20 protein-coding genes are annotated in these 22267 nt (G+C 70.8%); 19 read left to right on the forward strand and 1 reads right to left on the reverse strand.

Translation table 11 applies throughout. The features are described from left to right. Positions 1-233 precede the first annotated feature (233 nt). The 12 genes from V7Z97_RS08890 to V7Z97_RS08945 all read left to right on the forward strand — a co-directional run bounded on the left by V7Z97_RS08890 (position 234) and on the right by V7Z97_RS08945 (position 14422). Positions 234-1598 (forward strand): MFS transporter, encoded by a 1365-nt coding sequence (locus V7Z97_RS08890; RefSeq protein WP_334162873.1) that lies wholly within the window; start codon positions 234-236, stop codon positions 1596-1598. Positions 1599-1616: 18 nt separating this feature from the next. Continuing rightward, positions 1617-3041 carry an MFS transporter gene (locus V7Z97_RS08895; protein WP_334162875.1) on the forward strand — a complete coding sequence of 475 codons (1425 nt, stop codon included), beginning with the start codon at positions 1617-1619 and terminating at the stop codon, positions 3039-3041. After that, positions 3038-6766, forward strand: a complete 3729-nt coding sequence (locus tag V7Z97_RS08900; RefSeq protein ID WP_334162876.1) for a nitrate reductase subunit alpha — start codon at positions 3038-3040, stop codon at positions 6764-6766. The genes V7Z97_RS08895 and V7Z97_RS08900 overlap by 4 nt, the downstream gene beginning before the upstream one ends. Beyond that, positions 6766-8289: a nitrate reductase subunit beta gene (narH, locus tag V7Z97_RS08905; protein WP_334162877.1), complete on the forward strand. Its 1524-nt coding sequence runs from the start codon at positions 6766-6768 to the stop codon at positions 8287-8289. Before V7Z97_RS08900 ends, narH begins: the two co-directional genes overlap by 1 nt. Positions 8290-8292: 3 nt before the next feature. After that, positions 8293-8997 (forward strand): nitrate reductase molybdenum cofactor assembly chaperone, encoded by a 705-nt coding sequence (narJ, locus tag V7Z97_RS08910; RefSeq protein ID WP_334162879.1) that lies wholly within the window; start codon positions 8293-8295, stop codon positions 8995-8997. 11 nt (positions 8998-9008) lie between these two features. Next, positions 9009-9782 carry a respiratory nitrate reductase subunit gamma gene (gene narI / locus V7Z97_RS08915; protein WP_334162880.1) on the forward strand — a complete coding sequence of 258 codons (774 nt, stop codon included), beginning with the start codon at positions 9009-9011 and terminating at the stop codon, positions 9780-9782. Beyond that, entirely contained in the window at positions 9779-10897 is a 1119-nt protein-coding gene (locus tag V7Z97_RS08920) for a peptidylprolyl isomerase (RefSeq protein ID WP_334162881.1), read from the forward strand. Before narI ends, V7Z97_RS08920 begins: the two co-directional genes overlap by 4 nt. Next, the gene (locus V7Z97_RS08925; protein ID WP_334162883.1) at positions 10894-12090 is read left to right on the forward strand and encodes a hypothetical protein; all 1197 of its coding nucleotides are present in this window, start codon (positions 10894-10896) and stop codon (positions 12088-12090) included. Before V7Z97_RS08920 ends, V7Z97_RS08925 begins: the two co-directional genes overlap by 4 nt. Before the next feature lie 26 nt (positions 12091-12116). Next, positions 12117-12680, forward strand: a complete 564-nt coding sequence (locus tag V7Z97_RS08930; protein WP_334162884.1) for a hemerythrin domain-containing protein — start codon at positions 12117-12119, stop codon at positions 12678-12680. Continuing rightward, on the forward strand, positions 12677-13360 hold the full coding sequence (locus tag V7Z97_RS08935; RefSeq protein WP_334162885.1) for a carbonic anhydrase: 684 nt from the start codon (positions 12677-12679) through the stop codon (positions 13358-13360). Before V7Z97_RS08930 ends, V7Z97_RS08935 begins: the two co-directional genes overlap by 4 nt. After that, positions 13357-13947 (forward strand): molybdenum cofactor guanylyltransferase, encoded by a 591-nt coding sequence (mobA, locus tag V7Z97_RS08940; protein WP_334162887.1) that lies wholly within the window; start codon positions 13357-13359, stop codon positions 13945-13947. The genes V7Z97_RS08935 and mobA overlap by 4 nt, the downstream gene beginning before the upstream one ends. An 82-nt stretch (positions 13948-14029) precedes the next feature. Continuing rightward, positions 14030-14422, forward strand: coding sequence for a YbaN family protein (locus V7Z97_RS08945; RefSeq protein ID WP_334162888.1), 393 nt, complete (start codon positions 14030-14032; stop codon positions 14420-14422). 6 nt (positions 14423-14428) lie between these two features. On the opposite strand, the gene V7Z97_RS08950 is transcribed toward V7Z97_RS08945, so the two are convergent. Next, a complete protein-coding gene (locus V7Z97_RS08950; RefSeq protein WP_334162889.1) occupies positions 14429-15691 on the reverse strand; it encodes an acyl-CoA dehydrogenase family protein in 1263 nt (420 codons plus the stop codon). A 151-nt stretch (positions 15692-15842) separates the two neighbouring features. On the opposite strand from V7Z97_RS08950, the gene V7Z97_RS08955 reads away from it, so the two are divergent. The 7 genes from V7Z97_RS08955 to V7Z97_RS08985 all read left to right on the forward strand — a co-directional run bounded on the left by V7Z97_RS08955 (position 15843) and on the right by V7Z97_RS08985 (position 22255). Then, positions 15843-17603 carry a pyridoxal phosphate-dependent decarboxylase family protein gene (locus V7Z97_RS08955; RefSeq protein WP_334162891.1) on the forward strand — a complete coding sequence of 587 codons (1761 nt, stop codon included), beginning with the start codon at positions 15843-15845 and terminating at the stop codon, positions 17601-17603. 75 nt (positions 17604-17678) lie between these two features. Beyond that, on the forward strand, positions 17679-18062 hold the full coding sequence (locus tag V7Z97_RS08960) for a YciI family protein (RefSeq protein WP_334162893.1): 384 nt from the start codon (positions 17679-17681) through the stop codon (positions 18060-18062). Beyond that, on the forward strand, positions 18059-19324 hold the full coding sequence (locus V7Z97_RS08965; protein WP_334162895.1) for an RNA polymerase sigma factor: 1266 nt from the start codon (positions 18059-18061) through the stop codon (positions 19322-19324). The genes V7Z97_RS08960 and V7Z97_RS08965 overlap by 4 nt, the downstream gene beginning before the upstream one ends. Positions 19325-19347: 23 nt before the next feature. Beyond that, positions 19348-20010 (forward strand): YceI family protein, encoded by a 663-nt coding sequence (locus V7Z97_RS08970; RefSeq protein WP_334162896.1) that lies wholly within the window; start codon positions 19348-19350, stop codon positions 20008-20010. A 79-nt stretch (positions 20011-20089) separates the two neighbouring features. After that, the gene (locus tag V7Z97_RS08975) at positions 20090-20518 is read left to right on the forward strand and encodes a VOC family protein (protein ID WP_334162897.1); all 429 of its coding nucleotides are present in this window, start codon (positions 20090-20092) and stop codon (positions 20516-20518) included. Between the two features lie 25 nt (positions 20519-20543). Next, entirely contained in the window at positions 20544-21080 is a 537-nt protein-coding gene (locus tag V7Z97_RS08980; protein ID WP_334162898.1) for an SRPBCC family protein, read from the forward strand. An 83-nt stretch (positions 21081-21163) separates the two neighbouring features. Next, complete coding sequence (locus V7Z97_RS08985) at positions 21164-22255, forward strand: alkaline phosphatase family protein (protein WP_334162900.1); 1092 nt, start codon at positions 21164-21166, stop codon at positions 22253-22255. The last annotated feature ends 12 nt before the right edge of the window (positions 22256-22267 follow it).

The raw sequence follows: 22267 nt of genomic DNA on the forward strand, positions 1-22267 counted from the left end.
TCAGGGCCGGCCCGCCGCTTGATCGGCTTGATGTTCATCAAGCGATGAAAAAACCTAAGTCTATCGCCAAGTAGAAGTGCGGCATGTGGGCCGATTTCCCGCACTTTTCCTGCGACAATTCTGCTCTCGACGGCCGCTAGATTGACGATCGTCAAACCGCCGTTCGCCGGGCTGCCGCACAACCCTCGACGAAGCGGGGCCTAGTCCCCGCGGGACCAAGTTCGAGGGCCGCCGTGACCCAACAGACCCGCTCCCTTCAGCCCGGCGCAGGCGCCGCGCTCGGCATGAGCACCTTCGCCTTCACCGCCTGCTTCGCCGTGTGGACGATCTTCTCGATCATCGGCGTCCAGATCAAACAGGAGCTGGGGCTCTCCGAGTCGCAGTTCGGCCTGCTGGTCGGCACCCCGATCCTCACCGGCTCGCTGATCCGGGTCGTGCTGGGCGTGTGGACCGACCAGTACGGCGGGCGCCTGGTCAACCTGCTGGTCATGCTGGCCGGCGCGGCGGCGACCTTCGCCCTCTCCTACGCCGAGACCTACCCGCAGTTCCTGCTGGCGGCGCTGGGCGTGGGCATCGCCGGCGGCTCGTTCGCGGTGGGCGTGGCCTACGTCTCCAAGTTCTACCCGAAGGAGAAGCAGGGCACCGCGCTCGGCATCTTCGGGGCCGGCAACGTCGGCTCGGCTGTGACCAAGTTCGGCGCCCCCTTCGTCATGCTGGCCTTCGGCTGGGAGACGGTGGCGCAGGTCTGGGCGGTGGCGCTCGCCCTGATCGCTCTCCTCTTCTACGTGACCACCAAGGACGATCCCGAACTGGTCCGCCGCCGCCAGACTGGCGAGAAGCCGCAGGCCACCTGGCTGCAGCTCTCGCCGCTGAAGAAGCTGCAGGTCTGGCGCTTCTCGCTCTATTACTTCTTCGTCTTCGGCGCCTTCGTGGCGCTGGCGCTGTGGCTGCCGCGCTACCTGGTCGGCGTCTACGGCCTGGACATCAAGACGGCCGGCATGATCGCCGCGGCCTACTCCATCCCGGGCTCGCTCTTCCGCATCTTCGGCGGCTGGCTGTCGGACCGGATCGGCGCGCGCAAGGTGATGTACATCACCTTCGGCGTCAGCCTGGTCTGCACCTTCCTGCTGTCCTACCCGGCCACGAGCTATGTGGTGGACGGCATCCGCGGCCCGATCGAGTTCCGCATCGCCACGGACCTCCTCACCTTCACCGTCATCGCCTTCGTGCTCGGCTTCGCCATGAGCCTCGGCAAGGCGGCTGTCTTCAAGCACATCCCGGTCTACTACCCCGAGCACATCGGCTCGGTGGGCGGCCTGGTGGGCATGATCGGCGGCCTGGGCGGCTTCGTCCTGCCGATCGCCTTCGGCGTGCTCAATGACCTCACCGGCGTGTGGACCAGCTGCTTCATGCTGCTCTTCCTGCTCGTCGGCACGGCGCTCGCCTGGATGCACTTCGCCATCCGCCGGATGGAGCAGAAGGCCGCGCCGCAGCTCGGCGGCCTGCCCGAGCTGCCCGAGATGGCCGGCATGCAGCCCGCCGCCGGCGCCGCCAAGACCCGTCCGCCGACCAAGCCGCGCCTGCGGGCCGCGGAATAGAGAAGGAACGACAGAGCCATGTCTTCCCTGAAGTCCGGCCGCCACGTCCTCGACGACTGGCGCCCCGAGGATCCCCAGTTCTGGCAGGCGAGCGGCAAGCCGCTGGCGGCCAAGAACCTCTGGATCTCCGTCCCCAACCTGCTCCTGGCTTTCTCGGTCTGGATGGTCTGGTCGATGGTCGTGGCCAAGCTGAAGCTGATCGGCTTCCAGTTCACCACCGACCAGCTGTTCTGGCTCACCGCCCTGCCGGCGCTGTCCGGCGCGACGCTCAGGATCTTCTACAGCTTCCTGGTCCCGATCCTGGGCGGGCGGCTGTGGACCACGGTCTCCACCCTGTCCCTGCTGATCCCGGCGATCGGCATCGGGGTGGCGGTGCAGAATCCCGACACTCCCTACTGGGTGTTCGTGGCGCTCTCGCTGGCCTGCGGCCTGGGCGGCGGCAACTTCGCCTCGTCGATGTCGAACATCTCGTTCTTCTACCCCAAGGCCGAGAAGGGCAACGCGCTCGCCATCAACGCCGGCTTCGGCAACCTCGGCGTCAGCGTCATGCAGTTCTTGGTGCCGGTGGTGGTCGCGCTGGGCGCCTTCGCCCCCGTTGTGGGCGCGCCGCAGATCGCGGTGGAGAAGGGCGTCGAGAGCCAGGTCTGGCTGCAGAACGCCGGCTTCGTCTGGGTCCCGTTCATCGTCGCCGCGGCCGTCGCCGCCTGGGTCGGCATGAACGACATCGCCTCCGCCAAGGCCTCCTTCGCCACCCAGGCCGTGGTCTTCAAGCGCATGCACAACTGGGTGATGTGCTACCTCTACCTCGGGACCTTCGGCTCCTTCATCGGCTTCTCGGCCGCCTTCCCGCTGCTCACCAAGACCCTGTTCCCGGACGTGAACGCCCTGCAGTTCGCGTTCCTGGGGCCGCTGGTGGGCGCGGCCTCGCGGGCCCTGACCGGCTGGGTGTCGGACAAGTGGGGCGGCGAGCACGTCACCAACTACGTCTTCCTGGCGCTGGCCACCGGGGTCGGCGCGGTGCTCTACAGCGTCGGGGCAACGGGCGCAGAGCCGTCCTTCATCCTCTTCTTCGCCAGCTTCATGTGGCTGTTCTTCTGGACCGGGGTCGGCAACGCCTCCACCTTCCAGATGATCCCGGCGATCATGCGCTCGGACATGCCGCGACTGATGCCCAAGGCCGAGCCCGCCGACCGCCTGAAGGCCGCCGAGATGGAATCGGCCGCCATCGTGGGCTTCACCTCGGCGATCGGCGCCTACGGCGGCTTCTTCATCCCCAAGGCCTTCGGCGACTCGCTGAAGGCGACCGGCGGCCCTGAGACCGCCCTCCTGATCTTCCTCGGCTTCTACCTGAGCTGCGTCGTCGTGAACTGGGCCTTCTACGCCCGGAAGAGCTCGCTCCTGCACGCCCCGCAATCGCTCGCCTTCAAGGTGCCCGCAGCATGAGCCATACCCTCGACCGCCTGGCGTTCTTCACGCGCAAGACCGAGCTGTTCTCGAACGGCCACGGGGTGACGAACGACGACGACCGCGCCTGGGAGGAGGCCTACCGGTCCCGCTGGCGCCACGACAAGATCGTGCGCTCCACCCACGGCGTGAACTGCACCGGCTCGTGCTCCTGGAAGATCTACGTCAAGGGCGGGATCGTCACCTGGGAGACCCAGCAGACCGACTATCCGCGCACGCGTCCGGAGCTGCCGAACCACGAGCCGCGCGGCTGCGCCCGGGGCGCCAGCTACAGCTGGTACCTCTACTCGGCCAACCGGGTGAAGTATCCGCTTGTGCGCTCGCGGCTGCTGAAGCTGTGGCGCGAGGCGCGCGCCACCCGGACGCCGGTGGCGGCCTGGGCCTCGATCCAGAAGGACCCGGCCAAGCGCAAGGCCTACACCACCATGCGCGGCTCGGGCGGCTTCGTGCGCGCCAGCTGGGACGAGGTCACCGAGATCGTGGCCGCGGCCAACGCCTACACGGTCAAGGAATGGGGCCCGGACCGGGTGTTCGGCTTCTCGCCGATCCCGGCCATGTCGATGGTCAGCTACGCCGCCGGCGCCCGCTACCTGCAGCTGCTCGGCGGGGTCTGCGGCTCCTTCTACGACTGGTACTGCGACCTGCCGCCGGCCTCCCCCCAGACCTGGGGCGAGCAGACCGACGTGGCCGAGAGCGCCGATTGGTACAACTCCGGCTTCCTGATGCTGTGGGGCTCCAACGTGCCCCAGACCCGGACACCCGACGCCCACTTCTACACAGAGGCCCGCTACCGTGGCGCCAAGTCGGTGGTGATCTGCCCCGACTACTCCGAGGCCTCGAAGTTCTCCGACCTCTGGCTGCCGGTGAAACAGGGCACGGACGCGGCGCTGGCTATGGCCTTCGGCCACGTGATCCTCAAGGAATTCCACGTCGACCGGCAGGTCCCCTATTTCCGCGACTACGTCCGCCAGTACTCCGACCTGCCCATGCTGGTCCGGCTGGTGAAGCAGGGCGACGGCTACGTCTCCGAGCGGCTGCTGCGCGCCGCCGACTTCGCCGACAACCTCGACCAGGCCAATAATCCCGAGTGGAAGACGGTCTCGGTCGACGAGGCCAGCGGCGAGATCGTCGTGCCCAACGGCTCCATCGGCTTCCGCTGGGGCGAGGACGGCAAATGGAACCTCGAGGAGCGTGACGCCGCCGGCCGCGAGACCGTGCTGCGCCTGGGCCTGAAGGGCGTCCACGACGAGGTGGCGGGCGTCCGCTTCCCCTACTTCGCCAACACCGCCTCCAACGGCTTCACCTCAACCGACCATCCGGACGTCCTGGTCCGCAACGTGCCGGTGAAGCGCCTGCAGCTGAAGGACGGCGAGACCCTGGTGGCCTCGGTCTACGACCTGTTCCTGGCCAACTACGGCGTCGACCAGGGCTTCGGCGGCGAGCACATGCCGGCGAGCTTCGACGATCCGCAGCCGTACTCCCCGGCCTGGGCCGAGCAGATCACCACGGTGCCGCGCGACCAGATCGTCGCCGTGGCCCGCGGCTTCGCCACCAACGCCGAGAAGACCGGCGGCAAGTCGATGGTGATCATCGGCGCGGCGATGAACCACTGGTTCCACATGGACATGAACTACCGCGGCGTCATCAACATGCTGGTGATGTGCGGGTGCGTGGGCCAGTCGGGCGGCGGCTGGAGCCACTACGTGGGCCAGGAGAAGCTGCGTCCGCAGACGGGCTGGGCGCCGCTGGCGTTCGCCCTGGATTGGGCCCGTCCGCCCCGCCAGCAGAACTCCACGTCGTTCTTCTACGCCCACACGGACCAGTGGCGGTACGAAACCGTCTCGGCCTCCGAGATCCTCTCCCCCACCGCCCCGGACGGGCCGTGGGAGGCCAGCCTGATCGACTTCAATGCGCGCGCCGAGCGCATGGGCTGGCTGCCGTCGGCCCCGGCGCTGAAGACCAATCCGCTGGAGGTGGCCCGCGCCGCCGCCGCGGAGGGGATCGACCCGAAGGTCTACGCCGTGCGCGAGCTCAAGGCGAAGAGCCTCGAGATGTCCTGCATGGACCCGGACGACCCGGCGAACTGGCCGCGCAACATGTTCGTCTGGCGCTCCAACCTGCTGGGCTCCTCGGGCAAGGGCCACGAGTACTTCCTGAAGCACCTGCTGGGCGCCGCCCACGGGGTGCAGGGTAAGGACCTGGGCGAGGACGGCCGGCAGAAGCCCGTCGACGTCGCCTGGCATGACGAGGCCCCGGAAGGGAAGCTCGACCTGCTGGTGACTCTCGACTTCCGGATGTCCACCACGGCCGTCTACTCCGACATCGTGCTTCCGACGGCCACCTGGTACGAGAAGAACGACCTCAACACCTCCGACATGCATCCCTTCATCCACCCGCTCTCGGCGGCCGTGGACCCGGCGTGGGAGTCCAAGTCGGACTGGGAGATCTTCAAGGCGATCGCGAAGAAGTTCTCCGACGTCGCCCCTGAAGTCCTGGGCGTGGAGAAGGACGTCGTCCTCACCCCGATCCAGCACGACAGCGCCGCCGAACTCGCCCAGCCCTTCGACGTGAAGGACTGGTACGCGGGCGAATGCGAGCCGATCCCGGGCAAGACCATGCCCCAGATCACGGTCGTCGAGCGGGACTACCCCAACCTCTACAAGCGCTTCACCGCGCTCGGCCCGCTGATGAGCAAGGTCGGCAACGGCGGCAAGGGCCTGGCCTGGAACACCGAGCACGAGGTCGAGCTGCTCGGCGAGCTCAACGGCCATGTGCTGGAGGAAGGCGCCACCGAGGGCCTGCCGCGCATCGACACCGACATCGACGCCTGCGAGGCGATCCTGATGCTGGCGCCGGAGACCAACGGCGAGGTCGCGGTCAAGGCCTGGGAGGCCCTGGAGAAGCAGACCGGCCGCGAGCACGCGCACCTGGCGCTGCCCAAGGAGGATGAGAAGATCCGCTTCCGCGACCTGGTCGCCCAGCCGCGGAAGATCATCTCCTCGCCGATCTGGTCGGGCCTGGAGAGCGAGAAGGTCTGTTACAACGCCGGCTACACCAATGTGCATGAGCTGATCCCCTGGCGGACGCTCACGGGCCGCCAGCAGCTCTACCAGGACCACCTGTGGATGCGGGCGTTCGGCGAGGCGCTCTGCGTCTACAAGCCGCCGGTGGACCTCAAGACCACCCACGTCCAGGGCCAGAAGCCGAACGGCGAGGCCGAGATCGTCCTCAACTTCATCACCCCGCACCAGAAGTGGGGCATCCACTCCACCTACTCCGACAACCTGCTCATGCTGACGCTGAACCGCGGCGGGCCGGTGGTCTGGATCTCGGAGACAGACGCGAAGAAGGCGGGGATCGTCGACAACGACTGGATCGAGGTCTTCAACGCCAACGGGGCGCTGACGGCGCGCGCGGTGGTCTCCCAGCGCATCCGTGAAGGCACGACCTTCATGTACCACGCGCAGGAGAAGATCGTGAACACGCCGGGGTCGGAGATCACCGGCCAGCGCGGCGGGATCCACAACTCCGTCACCCGCGCGGTGCTCAAGCCCACCCACATGATCGGCGGCTACGCCCAGCTCGCCTACGGCTTCAACTACTACGGGACCGTGGGCTCGAACCGGGACGAATTCGTCGTCGTCCGCAAGATGAAGAAGGTCGACTGGCTGGATCAGCCGGCGGCCTCCAGGGAGCCTGCGTAATGAAAGTCCGCGCCCAGATCGGGATGGTGCTGAACCTCGACAAGTGCATCGGGTGTCACACCTGTTCGGTGACCTGCAAGAACGTTTGGACCAACCGCCAGGGCGTCGAATACGCCTGGTTCAACAACGTCGAGACCAAGCCCGGCGTCGGCTATCCCAAGGACTGGGAGAACCAGAAGAAGTGGAACGGCGGCTGGGTCCGCAAGGCCAACGGCAAGATCGAGCCGAAGATGGGGGCCAAGTGGCGGATCCTGGCGAAGATCTTCGCCAACCCCGACCTGCCCGAGATCGACGACTACTACGAACCCTTCGACTTCGACTACGGCCACCTGCAGACCGCGCCGGAGATGAAGGCCTTCCCCACCGCCCGGCCGCGCTCGCAGATCACCGGCGAGCGGATGGAGAAGATCGAGTGGGGGCCGAACTGGGAGGAGATCCTGGGCGGCGAGTTCGCGAAGCGCCGCGCCGACTACAACTTCGAAGGGGTCGAGGCCGAGATCTACGGCCAGTTCGAGAACACCTTCATGATGTACCTGCCGAGGCTGTGCGAGCACTGCCTCAACCCCGCATGCGTGGCCGCCTGCCCGTCGGGCGCGATCTACAAGCGCGAGGAGGACGGCATCGTCCTGATCGACCAGGACAAGTGCCGCGGCTGGCGGATGTGCGTCTCCGCCTGCCCCTACAAGAAGATCTACTACAACTGGGAAAGCGGTAAGTCGGAGAAGTGCACCTTCTGCTTCCCGCGGATCGAGGTGGGCCAGCCGACGGTCTGCTCCGAGACCTGCGTCGGCCGCATCCGCTACCTGGGCGTCCTGCTCTATGACGCCGACCAGATCGAGGCCGCGGCCTCCGAGCCGGACGAGCGGGACCTCTACCACGCCCAGCTGAACGTCTTCCTCGATCCCGAGGACCCGAAGGTTATCGCCCAGGCCCGCGCCGACGGCGTGCCCGAGGCCTGGCTGGAGGCGGCCCGCCGCAGCCCGGTCTACAAGATGGCCATCGACTGGCGGGTCGCCTTCCCGCTGCACCCGGAATACCGGACCCTGCCGATGGTCTGGTACGTGCCGCCGCTGTCGCCGATCCAGTCGGCGGCCTCGGCCGGCGCGCTGGAGATGGACGGCGAGATGCCGGACGTGAAGTCCCTGCGCATCCCGGTGAGGTACCTGGCCAACCTGCTCACCGCCGGCGACGAGATTCCCGTCGTGCAGGCGCTGGAGCGGATGCTGGCCATGCGCAGCTACATGCGGGCCAGGACCGTTGACGGCCGCATCGACCACCGCATCTGCGAGAAGGTCGGCCTGTCCGCCGCCCAGGTGGACGAGATGTACCGCTACATGGCCATCGCCAACTACGAGGACCGCTTCGTCATCCCGACGACGCACCGCGAGGTGGTGGAGGACGCCTACGACCTCAAGGGCTCCTGCGGCTTCACCTTCGGCAACGGCTGCTCCGGCGGCACGACCGAGCTTGGCCTGTTCGGCCCCAAGAAGCGCTCGCGCGCCCCCGACCCGATGGAGGCCTGATCCATGTCGCTCACCTACCGGGCGCTCGCCCTCCTGCTCAGCTATCCCACCGACGCCGGCCGCGACCTGCTGCCGGCCGCCGAGGCGGTGCTGGCCGTCGACGACCGCATCCCGCTGGCGATCCGCCGGGCGCTCACCCGCCTCGCCCAGGAGCTCGCCGAGTGCGACCTCTACGAGGCTCAGGAACGCTACGTCTGGCTGTTCGACCGGACCCGCTCGCTCTCGCTCAACCTCTATGAGCACGTCCACGGCGAAAGCCGCGACCGAGGCCAGGCCATGGTGGCGCTGCTTGAGCTCTACCGGTCGAAGGGGCTGGAGCTTTCGGCCAACGAGCTGCCGGACCACCTGCCGGTGTTCCTGGAGTTCCTGTCGACCCTGCCGGACGGCGAGGCCGCCTCCCTGCTGGGCGAGGCCGCCCACGTGCTGCAGGCGATGGGCGAGCGGCTGCACAAGCGCGGCAGCCCGTACCGCGCGGTCTTCGGGGCCCTGGCCGCGCTCGCCGCGGACACGGCCGACGCCGCGGCCCTCGCCGCCCTGCTGGCCGAGCCGGACGACAACCCCGACGACCTGGAAGCCATGGACCGGCTCTGGGCCGAGACCGCCGTCACCTTCGGTCCTTCCGACGTGGGCTGTCCAAAGGCCGACATGCTCGTGAAGGCCATGAACACCACCCCGCCGCCGGCCCCGCGGGCCGGCGCGGCGGCCTGAGGAACACGCACATGGACCTCAACCAGATCCTCTTCGGCGTCTATCCCTACATCGCGCTGGCCGTCCTCGTGCTGGGCTCGGTGATCCGCTTCGACCGCGAGCCCTACACCTGGCGCACCGGGTCCTCGCAGCTCCTGCGGCGGAAGCAGCTCGTCGCCGGCTCGGTGATGTTCCACCTGGGCGTGCTGATGATCTTCGCCGGCCACTTCGTGGGTCTGCTGACGCCGATCTGGGTGTTCGACACCCTGGGCGTCTCGCACGGCGCCAAGCAGATGCTGGCCATTGTCGCGGGCGGGATCGCGGGCCTCGTGGCGCTCGCCGGCGGGGCGCTCCTGCTGCACCGCCGCCTGTTCGATGCGCGGATCCGCAAGACCTCCAGCTTCGGCGACACGGCCATTCTGACGATCCTGGTCGTCCAGCTCATCCTGGGCCTGGCGACGATCCCGCTGTCGCTTCAGCACCGCGACGGCGGCGAGATGATCAAGTTCATGAACTGGGCGCAGGGCGTCTTCGCCTTCCGCGGCGACGCCGCCGGCTTCGTCGCCGACGTGCCGTGGGTGTTCAAAGCCCACCTGGCGCTGGGCATGACCATCCTGCTGGTCTTCCCGTTCACCCGCCTGGTCCACATGCTCTCGGCGCCGGTCTGGTACCTGAACCGCCGCGGCTGGCAGCTGGTCCGCACCAAGCGCGTCCTGCCCCGCCGCGCCGAGCCGGTGGCTCCCACCTATCCCCTGCACGGCGCCGGCCGCGCCGTCCGCCCGGACCGGCTGGAGGCCGCCGAATGAGCCTGCGCGCTGTCGTCTTCGACGGGGTCGAAATCCCCGAGGCCCTCCTCGCCCAGGAGCTGCAGAACCATCCCGGCGGCTCGGCCGCCGAGGCCCGCGCCGCCGCCGGCCACGCGCTCGCCATCCGCGCCCTGCTGCTGCAGCGGGCGCGCCACCTGGGGCTGACCCCCGAGCCCGAGCTCGACGAGCAGGGCCGCGAGGAGACGCCGGAGGAGGCCCTGGTCCGCGCCGTGCTCGACGCGGAGGTCGCCGTCGCGGTCCCTACGGACCCGGAGTGCCGCCGGGTCTACGACGCCGATCCGGAGCGCTTCCGCACGCCCGCCCTCTACGAGGCCTCGCACATCCTGGTGGAGCCCCGCGGCGGGGACGAGGCGGCCCTGGCCGGCGCCCACGCCAACGCCGCGCGCCTGATCGGCATCCTCGACGCCGGGACCTGCACCTTCGGCGAGCTGGCGCGCGACGCCTCCGACTGTCCTTCGGGCGCGGTCGGCGGCTCGCTCGGCCAGCTGCGGCCCGGCGACCTGGTCCCGGAGGTCGAGGACGTGCTGCTGGCGCTCCTGCCCGGCGAGACCGCCTCGGCACCGGTGCTTTCCCGCTTCGGCTGGCACGTCCTGCGCCTGGACCGGCGCATCGAAGGCCGGGTCCTGCCCTTCGAACTCGCCGGGGAGCGCATCCGTCTGCACCTGGAGAGCCGCGCCTGGGCCGCGGCCGCCACCCGCTATGTCGCCGAGCTGGCCGCGGCCGCACGGGCAAGGGGCGTGGCCCTGACCCTCACCCCGGATGGCGCGGTGCGCGACGGCTCCGCCACCCTGGGCGACCTGCTCTCCGACCGCGGCGCGGCCGAGCGCCTCGAGGCCTGGCTTGACGCTGTCGATCCGGATCTGGCCGGCCGCGTCCGCCAGGCCGCCGCCGCGTCCGCCGCGACGGTGGCCGACTTCGTCCAGGCCGCCATGGCCGAGTTCGTGGCCGATGCCTCCGACGAGCGCTGGACCAAGCTGATCTCGACCGCCCGCGACGCCGAGGACCCGGCGCTCGCCTGCCTCGCGCAGGTGCTGCGCTCGAAGCTCACGCCCGCCAAACCCGTCTTCACCCTCATCCGCAGAGTCCCCGCGTGACCGATCTTCGCCTGGCCACGGCCGCCCTCCTCGCCGCCGTCGCCGCGCCCGCCCTGGCGCTCGCCCAGTCGCCGCCCGGCGACATCATCCTCGACGTGCGCCTGCGCGCGGAGAGCGTCAGCCAGGACGGCCTGCCTGAGGACGCCCAGGCGCTGACGCTGCGCACCCGCTTCGGCTACGAGACGCCGGCCTGGCGCGGCTTCAAGGCCCTGGTCGAGGGGGAGAACGTCACGGCGCTGGTGGACGACTACAACAGCACCACCAACGGCAAGGTCCGCTATCCGGTGGTAGCCGATCCCGAGGACACCGAGCTCAACCGCGCCCAGGTCTCCTGGACCGGGGCGACGGGCGACGCCGTGATCGGCCGCCAGCGGCTGATCCTCGGGAACGCCCGCTTCGTGGGCAACGTCGGCTTCCGGCAGAACGAGCAGACCTTCGACGCGGTGAAGACGGCCTTCCGGCCGAGCAGGGACCTCGCCCTCACCTACGCCTACGTCGACCGCGTCCACCGGGTGTTCGGCGACGACAGCCCGCAGGGCGAGTGGGACAGCGACAGCCACCTGGTGCAGGCCGACCTGAAGACGGCGGCGGGCCAGATCACCGGCTACGGCTACCTGATGGCCTTCGAGAACGCGCCCGCCCAGTCGAACGCCACCTGGGGCGTGAGGCTGGCCGGGGCGAAACCGCTGCGACCGGGCCTGTCGGTCACCTACGAGGCCGAGTACGCGCGCCAGACCGAGCACCGCAACAATCCGGCCGACTTCGAGCTGGACTATCTGGCCCTGTCCGCCGGACTGAAGGGCGCCGCGCCCTGGGCCAGCGTCGGCTACGAGCGCCTGGAGGGCGACGGAGCGCGCGGGTTCGCGACGCCGCTGGCCACCCTGCACGCCTTCCAGGGCTGGGCGGATGTCTTCCTGACGACGCCGCCGGCTGGCGTCCGCGACCTCAACCTCCGCGCTGGCACGACGCTGAAGCTGGGGTCCAAGGCCCTGCCCGTGCGCCTGCAGGCGGCGGTCCACGACTTCGCCGAGGACGACGGCTCCGACCGCTACGGCCGCGAGCTGGACCTCCTGGCCGCCGCCCCGGTCACCAGGGCGCTCACGGCCGAGCTCAAGACCGCCTTCTTCGACGGCGACCGCCCCGGCTTCGCTGACCGCAGCAAGGTCTGGGTCACCCTGGAGTTCAAGTACTAGCCCGCGGCCCGAAGGAGGCCCGCCCCATGAGCACCACCGACACCGCCGACCCCGCCGTCCTGGAGGACATCCCCCCGGCGCTCATGGGCGAGCCTCTGGAGTGGTTCTTCGCCGAGCACTACCGCCACCGGCAGTTCTGCCGCTTCGTGCAGGAGACGGCCGCCGCCCACGTCTTCGACGGCGGCCGGCTGACGCGGCTGCTGGAGTTCCTCCGGAACGAGCTGGCGCTGCACATCATCGACGAGGAGGAGGACCTGTTCCCCCTGCTCCGCCGGCGCGCCCAGCCGGAGGACGACATCGAGCAGGTGCTGGGCCTGCTCTCGGCCGAGCATCGCACCGACGCGGCCCTCGCCGAAGTGGTCCGCGGCCATGTGGAGGCGTGCCTCGCGGCCCGCACCGCGCCCGGCATGAACCCCGCCGCGCGCAAGGCCATGCAGGACTTCGCCGACCAGGAGCTGCGCCACCTGGCGCTGGAGAACGCCGTGGTCCTGCCGATGGCGCGGATGCGGCTCACCCCCGCCGACCTGAAGTCCATGAGCCGGCGCATCGCCGCCCGGCGTGGCGTGATCCTGGAGCCGGCCGGGGCGTGATCGAGGACCTGTTCGACAACAACATCCGCTGGGCCGCCGCCCGGGCGCGGGTGGATCCGGAATACTTCCGGAGACTCGCCGCCCAGCAGTCGCCGGAGTACCTCTGGGTCGGCTGTTCCGACAGCCGGGTGCCGGCCAACGAGATCGTGGGCCTCGATCCGGGCGAGTTGTTCGTCCACCGCAACGTCGCCAACCTCGCCCCGCCGCAGGACGCCAACTTCCTGTCGGTCCTGCAGTTCGCCCTGGAGGTGCTGAAGGTCCGCCACGTGATCGTCTGCGGCCACTACGGCTGCGGCGGCGTGCGCGCGGCGCTCACCGGCGAGCGGCACGGCCTGATCGACCACTGGCTGCAGCCCGTCCGCGCGCTCTGCTGCCGCCACGCCGAACACCTGGACGCCATCGTCGACTTCGAGGCCCGGGTGAACGACGTCTGCGAGCGGAACGTCCTGGTCCAGGTGGCGAGCGTGGCGGGCAACCCCTTCGTGCAGGACGCCTGGCGGCGCGGCCAGCCGCTGGCCATCCATGGCTGGATATACTCGATCCAGGATGGTCTGCTGCGCGACCTGGAGACCACCGTGGATAGTCCCGAGACCGCCTTCCCCCTGCTCTACGGGCCCACCGAGCCGGGAGCCTTCCGGCCCCCGCGGCCCGAGCGCCGGCGCCCAGGGAGCCGCACGTGACCGCGGACGCCGTCGCCGTGGTGCTGGCCGGGGGCGAGGGCCGGCGGATGGGCGGCTCCAAGCCGCTGCGCCGGCTGGGCCAGACCACGCTGGTGGAGCACGCCGTGGGCCTCGCGCGGAGCTGGTGCGACACGGTCGCCGTAGCGGTCCGCCACGCCGACCAGGTGGGCGCGGTGGACGCCGCCCTGCTGCTGGACGACCGGGCGATCCCTGGGCCGGCCGCGGGCCTCGCCACCGCCCTGGAGTTCGGCGAGCGAGAGGGCGCCCGGCGGGTGCTGACCCTGCCGTGCGACATGCCCCGGCTCCCGAAGGACCTGCTGCCCCGTCTCGAGGCCGGGCTCGCCGGCGGAGCCGCGGTGGCCGTGGCCGCCAGCGGCGGGCGGCTGCATCCAGTCTGCGCCCTGTGGGACGTCCGCGCGCGGCCGAGGCTCTCGCCCTACATCGCCGCCGGCCGCAGCTCGCTGAAAGGGTTCGCGGAGGCCTGCGGCATGGCCGTGGTCGACTGGCCGTTGGGGGAGCACGACCCGTTCGCCAACGCCAACACGCCGGAGGACCTGGCGGCCCTGCAGCCGGAATTCGGATTCTAGGCCGCTGTCGGATTGACCGGGGTCACAGCGTCTTAAGGGCGATGTGCGCAGGATCGCACGGTTCATGCCCCAGAGACGACCGATGTCCGCCCTAGACTCCGCCCCGTCCGGTTCCGCCCTCGCCCGCGCCGCCTACCACGCGCTGGGCGTGAGCATGGTCGGGCTCGCGGTGGCGGGCTTGGTCCTGCCGATCCTGCCGGCGACCCCGTTCCTGGTGGTGGCGCTGTGGGCTTTCACCCGCAGCTCGCCCGCGCTGGCCGAGCGCCTGCGCCGCCATCCGCGGCTTGGGCCCGTGCTGGTCGCCTGGGAGACCCGGCGGGCGATACCGCGGCCCGCCAAGGCCGCGGCCAGCCTCGGCCTCGCCGGCGGCGGCGTGAGCGTCGCCCTGACCACCCAGAGCCTGCTGCTCACCGGCCTGGCCGGGGTCGTCCTCGTGGCGGTGGCGGGCTACATCCTCACCCGCCCCTCCGCCTGAGGTCCTTCAGGACGCGACCGGCTCGCCTTCGCGCCAGGCGCGCATGCGCTCGCCGTGGCGGCCGAACTCCAGCCGCGCGATCGCCCGCAGATGCACCTCGTCCGGACCGTCGGCGAGGCGCAGGGTGCGCATGCCAGCGTAGGCCCGGGCCAGACCGAAGTCCTCCGAGACCCCGCCGCCGCCGTGCGCCTGGATGGCGTCGTCGATCACCTTCAGGGCGGTGCGCGGCGCCGCCACCTTGATCATAGCGATCTCCAGCTGGGCGGCCTTGTTCCCGGCCCGATCCATCATGTCGGCGGCCTTGAGGCAGAGCAGCCGCGTCATCTCGATGTCCATGCGGGCCTCGCCGATCCGCTGCTCCCACACCGACTGGTCGGCCAGACGCTTGCCGAAGGCCACGCGGGACAGCAGCCGATCGGTCATCTTCTCCAGCGCCACCTCGGCGGTCCCGATGGTGCGCATGCAGTGGTGGATGCGGCCGGGGCCTAGCCGGCCCTGGGCGATCTCGAAGCCGCGACCCTCGCCGAGGATCAGGTTCTCCACCGGCACGCGCACGTCGCGCAGCACCACCTCGGCGTGGCCGTGCGGGGCGTCGTCGTAGCCGAACACCGGCAGCATCCGGACCACCTCGATCCCCGGCGTGTCGAGCGGCACCAGGATCTGCGACTGCTGGGCGTGGCGTGGCCCGTCAGGGTCGGTCTTGCCCATGACGATGGCCACCTTGCAGCGCGGGTCGCCCACGCCGGAGGACCACCACTTGCGGCCGTTGATGACGTAGTGGTCGCCGTCGCGGCGGATCACCGTCTGTATGTTGGTGGCGTCGGAGGAGGCCACGTCGGGCTCGGTCATCAGGAAGGCCGAGCGGATCTCGCCCTCCATCAGCGGCCGCAGCCAGCGGGCCTTCTGGTCGGCCGAGCCGTAGCGGTGCAGCACCTCCATGTTGCCGGTGTCGGGCGCGGAGCAGTTGAACACCTCGGAGGCGAAACCCACGCGGCCCATTTCCTCGGCGCACAGCGCATATTCCAGGTTGGAGAGGCCGGCGCCGCGATACTCCTCCTCGTCGTGCTCCGACGGCGGCAGGAACAGGTTCCAGAGCCCCTCGGCGTAGGCGCGGGCCTTCAGCTCCTCGACCACCGGGATGACCTTCCAGCGGCCCCCCTCCGCCTGCTGCGCCTGATAGGTCGGCACGGCCGGATAGACGTGGGCCGCCATGAAAGCGCGCACGCGGTCGCGCCAGACGGCCTGGCGGTCGGTTAGGGTGAAGTCCATCGGCGATCTCCTCGGGTGTCGCAGCCAGCGTCGGCCCAGGCCGACGCCATGGGAATGACTCCCCCCGTCCGGCGCCTTGATCCCGCTCAACCGGCGGCCGGATTGACCTTCGTCATTCCCCGCCGGGCCGAACCGCGGGAACCCTCGCGCCATGATCGATCCCGCCGCGCCGAAGCCGTACTTCCTGGGGCCCCGGTCCGAGAACCGGGACTGGCTGCGCGAGCGGCTGGGCGCGGCGCTCGACGACTGGCTGGCCTGGCGCCGCGACCTCTTCGCCGACGATCCGGCCGCGGTGACGCCCGGGGACGCCGCCGCGCCCGCCTTCCTGCGACGGCGCGACGCGCTCGAGGCCGCGCTCGGGGAACTCGGCGCCAAGCTGCGCGGAGAGCTTCCCACCTACTCCCCGCGGTACATCGGCCACATGGTCTCGGAGACCGCGCTGCCGGCCCTGCTCGGCCACTTCGCCGCGCTGCTGCACAATCCCAACAACACCTCCAGGGAGGCCTCCCGCGTCGGCACCGCCCTGGAGGCGGAGGCCATCGCCATGCTGGCGGAGATGGTGAGCTACGATCCGGCGGCCGCGCAGGGCCACTTCACCTCCGGCGGCACGGTGGCCAATCTGGAGGCAGTGTGGCGCGCGCGGTTCCGGCTGGACCACCGGCTGGCCCTGGCGCTGACCCTGGCCGAGACCGAGGGCCGCCCCCTCGATCCCTTCGCCGACGCCCACCTGACGCCCGAGGCGGCCGCCGCGCTCGCCGCCCGCCACGGCGTGGACGACGCGGCCATGCGGGCCCGCAGCAGCGTGCTCGGCAATCCCTTCCAGATCGCCGAGCGGCTCTCCGAGGCCAGCGGCCGGCCGTGGCGCGGTCCGGTGATCCTGGCGCCGGGCCACAAGCACTATTCCTGGATCAAGGCCGCCAATGTCTTCGGCCTTGGCGAGGAGGCCTTCTGGAGCGTGCCGCTCGATGCGGAGGGCCGGCTGTCGGTCCCGGGCCTCGCGGCGCGCATCGCGGCCGCCCGCGAGCAGGGCCGCCCGGTGCTGGCCGTGGTCAGCGTCGCCGGCACCACCGAGCTCGGCGAGATCGATCCGGTGGACGCGGTGGCCGACCATCTGGACGGCCTGCGGGCCGACGGCGTCGACATCTGGCACCATGTGGACGCGGCCTACGGCGGCTTCTTCTGCGCCCTCGACCCCGACGAGCCCCTGCTGGCGCCGGCCAGGCGCCGGGCGCTGCGCGCCATCGGCCGGGCCGAGTCAGTGACCATCGATCCGCACAAGCTGGGCTACGCCCCCTACGCCTGCGGGGCCCTGCTGACCCGCGACGCCGCCTGCGACACCGTCTCGGCCTTCGTCGCCCCCTATGTCGAGCGGGCAGAGCTCGGCGAGGCTCCCTGGACCCGCACCCTGGAGGGCTCCCGCGCCGCCACCGGGGCGGCGGCCACCTGGCTCACCGGCCGGGCCCTCGGCTTCGGACCCGACGGCATGGGCGCGGTGCTCAGCGCCACCCTCGACTCCTGCCGGGCGATCCGGACGGCGGTGACGGGGGCGATCCCCGAGATCCGGCCGCTGGACCCCACCGACACCAACATCTTCTGCTTCTCCGTGGCCCGCCGCGGCGAGGCGCTGAGCGTCGCCAACGCCCGCACAGCCGCGGTCCACGCCCGGGTCGCGGCCTCGCCGGGCTTCTCCATGTCGCGCACGGTCCTGGGCCGCGAGGCCTGCGGCGAGCTGATCGACCGCCATGTGGCCAGCTACGGCGGCCGGCGCGACGCCGACCGGTTGGTGCTCGTCCGCTGCGTGGTGATGAACCCGTTCTGGTCCGAGCCCGCGGTCCGCGCCCGGCTGCTGCCGGAGCTCACGGCCGAGCTCGCCGCGATTGTGACGGCCACGGAGGATCAGGCGGCGGCCTGACTCCACGAAAAATCGCCAGCCCTGTCGGGGCGCGGCATACTCGTTCGTCTTCCAGCCGAACGAGGAGCCATCCCCATGCTCTACGCCATCCTCTGCTACGACGACGAAGCCGCCGTCGGCGCCTGGACCAAGGAGGAGGACGACGCCTGCATGGCCCGCCTGGCGGTGGTCCAGCAGAACCTCGCCCGCCAGGGCAAGCTGGGGCCGGTCGCGCGCCTGCTGCCGACCACGGCGGCCACCACGCTGCGCAAGTCGAAGGACGACCTGGTCATCGACGGCCCCTTCGCCGAGACAAAAGAACAGCTGCTGGGCTTCTACATCGTCGACGTGGCCTCCCTCGACGAGGCCCTGGCGATCGCCCGCGACCTCGCCAAGGCGAACCCCTCGAACGGCTCCTACGAGATCCGTCCGGTGGGCGTGTTCAACCCGGTCACCGCCGAGACCGTGGAGCCCGCATGACCGACCTGGCCTGGATCGACGCCGCCATCACGGCCGCCCGACCCCAGGCCGTGGGCGCCCTGCTGCGCTACTTCCGCGACCTCGACACCGCCGAGGAGGCGTTCCAGGACGCCTGCCTGCGGGCGCTGAACAACTGGCCGAAGAACGGCCCGCCGCGCGACCCCGCCGCTTGGCTGATCATGGTCGGCCGCAACGCCGCGCTCGACGGGGTGCGCAAGCGCTCGCGGCAGGAGGCCCTGCCCGACGAGGAACGGCTCTCCGACCTCGACGACGTCGAGACGCCGATGGCCGAGCGGCTGGACGGCGCCGACTACCGCGACGACGTGCTGCGCCTGCTGTTCATCTGCTGCCACCCGGACCTGCCGCAGACCCAACAGATCGCGGTGGCCCTGCGGATCGTCTCGGGCCTGAGCGTGAAGCAGATCGCCCGCGCCTTCCTGGTCACCGAAGCGGCTATGGAGCAGCGGATCACGCGGGCCAAGCGCCAGATCGGGGCTGGCGACGTCGCCTTCGAGACCCCCGGCCCGGTAGAGCGTTCCGAGCGGCTCGCGGCCGTGGCGGCGATGATCTACCTGGTCTTCAACGAGGGCTATTCGGCCGGCGACAACGCCGCCCGCGCGCAGCTCTGCGACGAGGCGATCCGGCTGGGCCGGCTGCTGCTCAGGCTCTTTCAGACCGAGCCGGAGATCATGGGCCTGACCGCGCTTATGCTCCTGCAGCACGCGCGCACGCCGTCGCGGTTCGACGCCGCCGGCGAGATCATCCTCCTGGAGGACCAGGACCGCAGCCTGTGGAACGACAAGCTGATCGCCGAGGGCCTGGCGCTGATGGACAAGGCCATGCGCCACGGCCGGCCCGGCCCCTACCAGGCCCAGGCCGCCATCGCCGCCCTGCACGCCCGCGCCGCCCGGCCGGAGGACACGGACTGGGCGCAGATCGACCTGCTCTACGCCGCGCTGGAGCGCATGCAGCCTTCGCCGGTGGTGACCCTCAACCGGGCGGTGGCCGTGATGAAGGTCCGCGGGCCGCAGGCCGCGCTGGAGATGATCGAGCCCCTGGCCGGCCGACTCTCCGGCTACTTCCACTTCTTCGGGGTGAAGGGCGCGCTCCTGCTGCAGCTCGGGCGCGACCAGGAGGCCAAGGCCGCCTTCGACCAGGCCATCGCGCTCGCCAACACCGCGGCCGAAGCCGCCCACATCCGCAAGCACCTCGACCGGCTGATCCAGGACAGCGCCCAGGGCGCGACCCGGACGGCCGGCTGACAGACCCGAAAACGGAGGTTCGCATGAGACCGATCCTGACCGCCTGCGCGTTCGCGGCGCTCGCCGCCTGCTCGCAACCCGCCCCGGCGGAGAAGACCGCCCAGGCCGCGGCGCCCGCGCCTGAGCCGGTCACCGCGCCGGCCGGCCTCTACACCCTCGACAAGGCCCATTCGACGGTGACCTTCAAGGTGAGCCACATCGGATTCTCCAAGTACGTCGCCGGTTTCGACGACCTCGACGGGCGCCTGCAGTTCGATCCCGCCAGTCCCGCGGCCATGAGCGTCGAGGCGACCATCGACGTGCGCTCCCTGGACCTGCCCGCCCCGCCCCCGGGCTTCCGGGAGGAGATGCTGGGCGCCAACTGGTTCGACGCGGCCCGCCACCCGACCATCACCTTCCGCTCGACGCGGGTCGAGCCGACCGGGGCGCGCGCCGCGCGGGTGACCGGCGACCTCACCCTGCACGGGGTGACCAGGCCCGTCGTCCTGGAGGCTGAGTTCAATGGCGGCTATCCGCCGAACGAGCTGGACCCCGGCGGCGCCCGCGTCGGCTTCTCCGCGCACGGCAGCTTCAAGCGCTCCGACTTCGGCATGGGCTACGGCGTGCCCGCGCCGGGCTCCACCATGGGCGTCGGCGACACCGTCGAGGTGAGCATCGAGACGGAATTCTCCCGCCAGGTTCCCTGACCGTGTCGGACGGGCGTGCCGCCGTCCGTCCTTGGATCGGGTCCGACGCCGGACCGCATCGAAGAGAGGGAGACCCCCCATGAGCGAGACCCTTGAGGCCCAGGCGGCCGCCATGCCGCAGGCGGAGACGAAGGGCGGCCTCGTCACCTACCTGAACGTCGACGGCGCCATCGCCGCGGCCGAATTCTACGTCAAGGCGTTCGGGGCGGAGATCGCCGCCGTCATGCCGCCGGACGACCAGGGGCGCACCATGCACGCCCACGTCTACGTGGCCGGCTCCTCGCTCATGCTCAGCGACTTCTACCCCGAGCACGGCCACGCCAAGGTGGCGCCGCAGGGCTTCAGCCTGGTGATCATGACCACCGACATCGACCGCCAGTACGCCCATGCCGTCGAGGCCGGCTGCACCGCGGTGACGCCGCCCGCCGACATGTTCTGGGGCGACCGCTACGGGGAGCTGAAGGACCCCTGGGGCGTCTCCTGGGCCATGAACCAGCCGATCGGCTGATCCGCTCCGGACCGGGAGACGCATCGTGCGCAAGATCCTCACCGCCATCGGCGTCATGGTCGTGGCGGCGATCGCGGGGCTGTTCGTCATCGCCGCCAGCCGGCCCGACACCTTCCGCGTGGCCCGCTCGGCCACCATCCAGGCGCCGCCGGAGGCCATCGCCGCCCACGTCAACGACTTCCACGCCTGGCGGGCCTGGTCGCCGTACGAGACCCTCGACCCGGCGCTCAGGCGCACCTATGCGGGCCCGGCCGCGGGCGTGGGCGCCGTCTACGCCTACGAGGGCAACGACAAGGTGGGCGCGGGCCGGATGGAGATCCTCGAGACCTCGCCCGCCCGGACCGTCGTCGCGCTGAACTTCATCCGGCCGATGGCGGCCCGCAACGTGGCGGAATTCACCTACGAGCCCCAGCCCGGCGGCGCCACGAGGGTCACCTGGGCCATGAACGGCGCCATGCCGCTGATGGGCAGGGTGATGGGGCTGGTCTTCGACATGGACGCCATGGTGGGCAAGGACTTCGAAACGGGCCTCGCCAATCTGAAGAAGGTGTCGGAAACCTAGGCCCGGGGCGTCTCGCAGGACTGTCAAACAGCCCTGCTAGGCGTCAGCGGGGGGCCAAGAGGCCTCCGAAGAGGGGGCTGACGATGAAGACCTTTATCCTGGCCGCCGCCGCGCTCGTGGCGGCGGTCTTCTCCGGGGCGCCCGCTCAGGCGGCCGACGACCGCCGGCTGGTGCTGGTCACCCTGGACGGGCTCGACTGGACCGAGGTGTTCCACGGCGCCGACCCCGAGCGGGCCGCCGACAAGGCCTTCGTCAAGGAGACCGCCGCCATCAAGGCCGACTTCCTCGACAGGCCCGACCGCGCCCGGGCCCTGATGCCCTTCCTCCACGAGGTGGTGGCGAAGCAGGGGGTGCTGATCGGCGATCGCGACCACGGCTCCTGCGCCGCGGTCGCGAACGGGATGTGGTTCTCCTATCCGGGGTACAACGAGATCCTCACCGGCAAGCCGGACCCGAAGATCCGCTCCAACGAGCACGGGCCGAACGCCAACGTCACCGTGCTGGAGTGGCTGAACCGCCAGCCCGGCTTCCGCGGCAAGGTGCAGGCGCTCGGCTCCTGGTCGGTCTTCCGCGACATCGTCAACGGGCCGCGCAGCGGCGTGCCGGTGAACGCCGGCTGGAACGGCGCGCCGCCGCGCTCGGGGGCCGAGACGGCGATCGCCCGCTTGGAGGCCGGCGCGCCGCGTCTGTGGCCCACGGTGCGGCTCGACACCTTCACCCACGCCTACGCGCTCGAGGCCCTGCGGCGGGACAGGCCGCGCGTGCTCTACATCGCCTACGGCGAGACCGACGACTTCGCCCATGAGGGCCACTACGACCAGATGCTGTGGGCGGCCCGCCGGACGGACGCCTTCCTGGCCGAGCTGTGGACCACTCTGCAGTCCGACCGCGCCTACGCCGGCCGGACGACCCTGATCGTCACCACCGACCATGGCCGCGGCTCCGGCCCGTCCGCCGAGGCCTGGAAGCACCACGGCAAGCCGGTCTTCCCGGACTCCGACGCCGTCTGGATCGCCGCCATCGGACCCGACGTGGTCCCCGGCCGGCTGCCGCAGGGCTGCGCCTCGTCCAGCCAGATCGCCGCCACGGGGCTGAGCGCGCTCGGGCTCGACTGGCGGGCCTACGATCCGGCGATCGGCGCGCCGCTGGACATCCTGGGGCCGCCGGGACGCTGAACGCGCCCGGCG

This window comes from Phenylobacterium sp. (assembly GCF_036821595.1).
Taxonomy (GTDB): domain Bacteria; phylum Pseudomonadota; class Alphaproteobacteria; order Caulobacterales; family Caulobacteraceae; genus Phenylobacterium.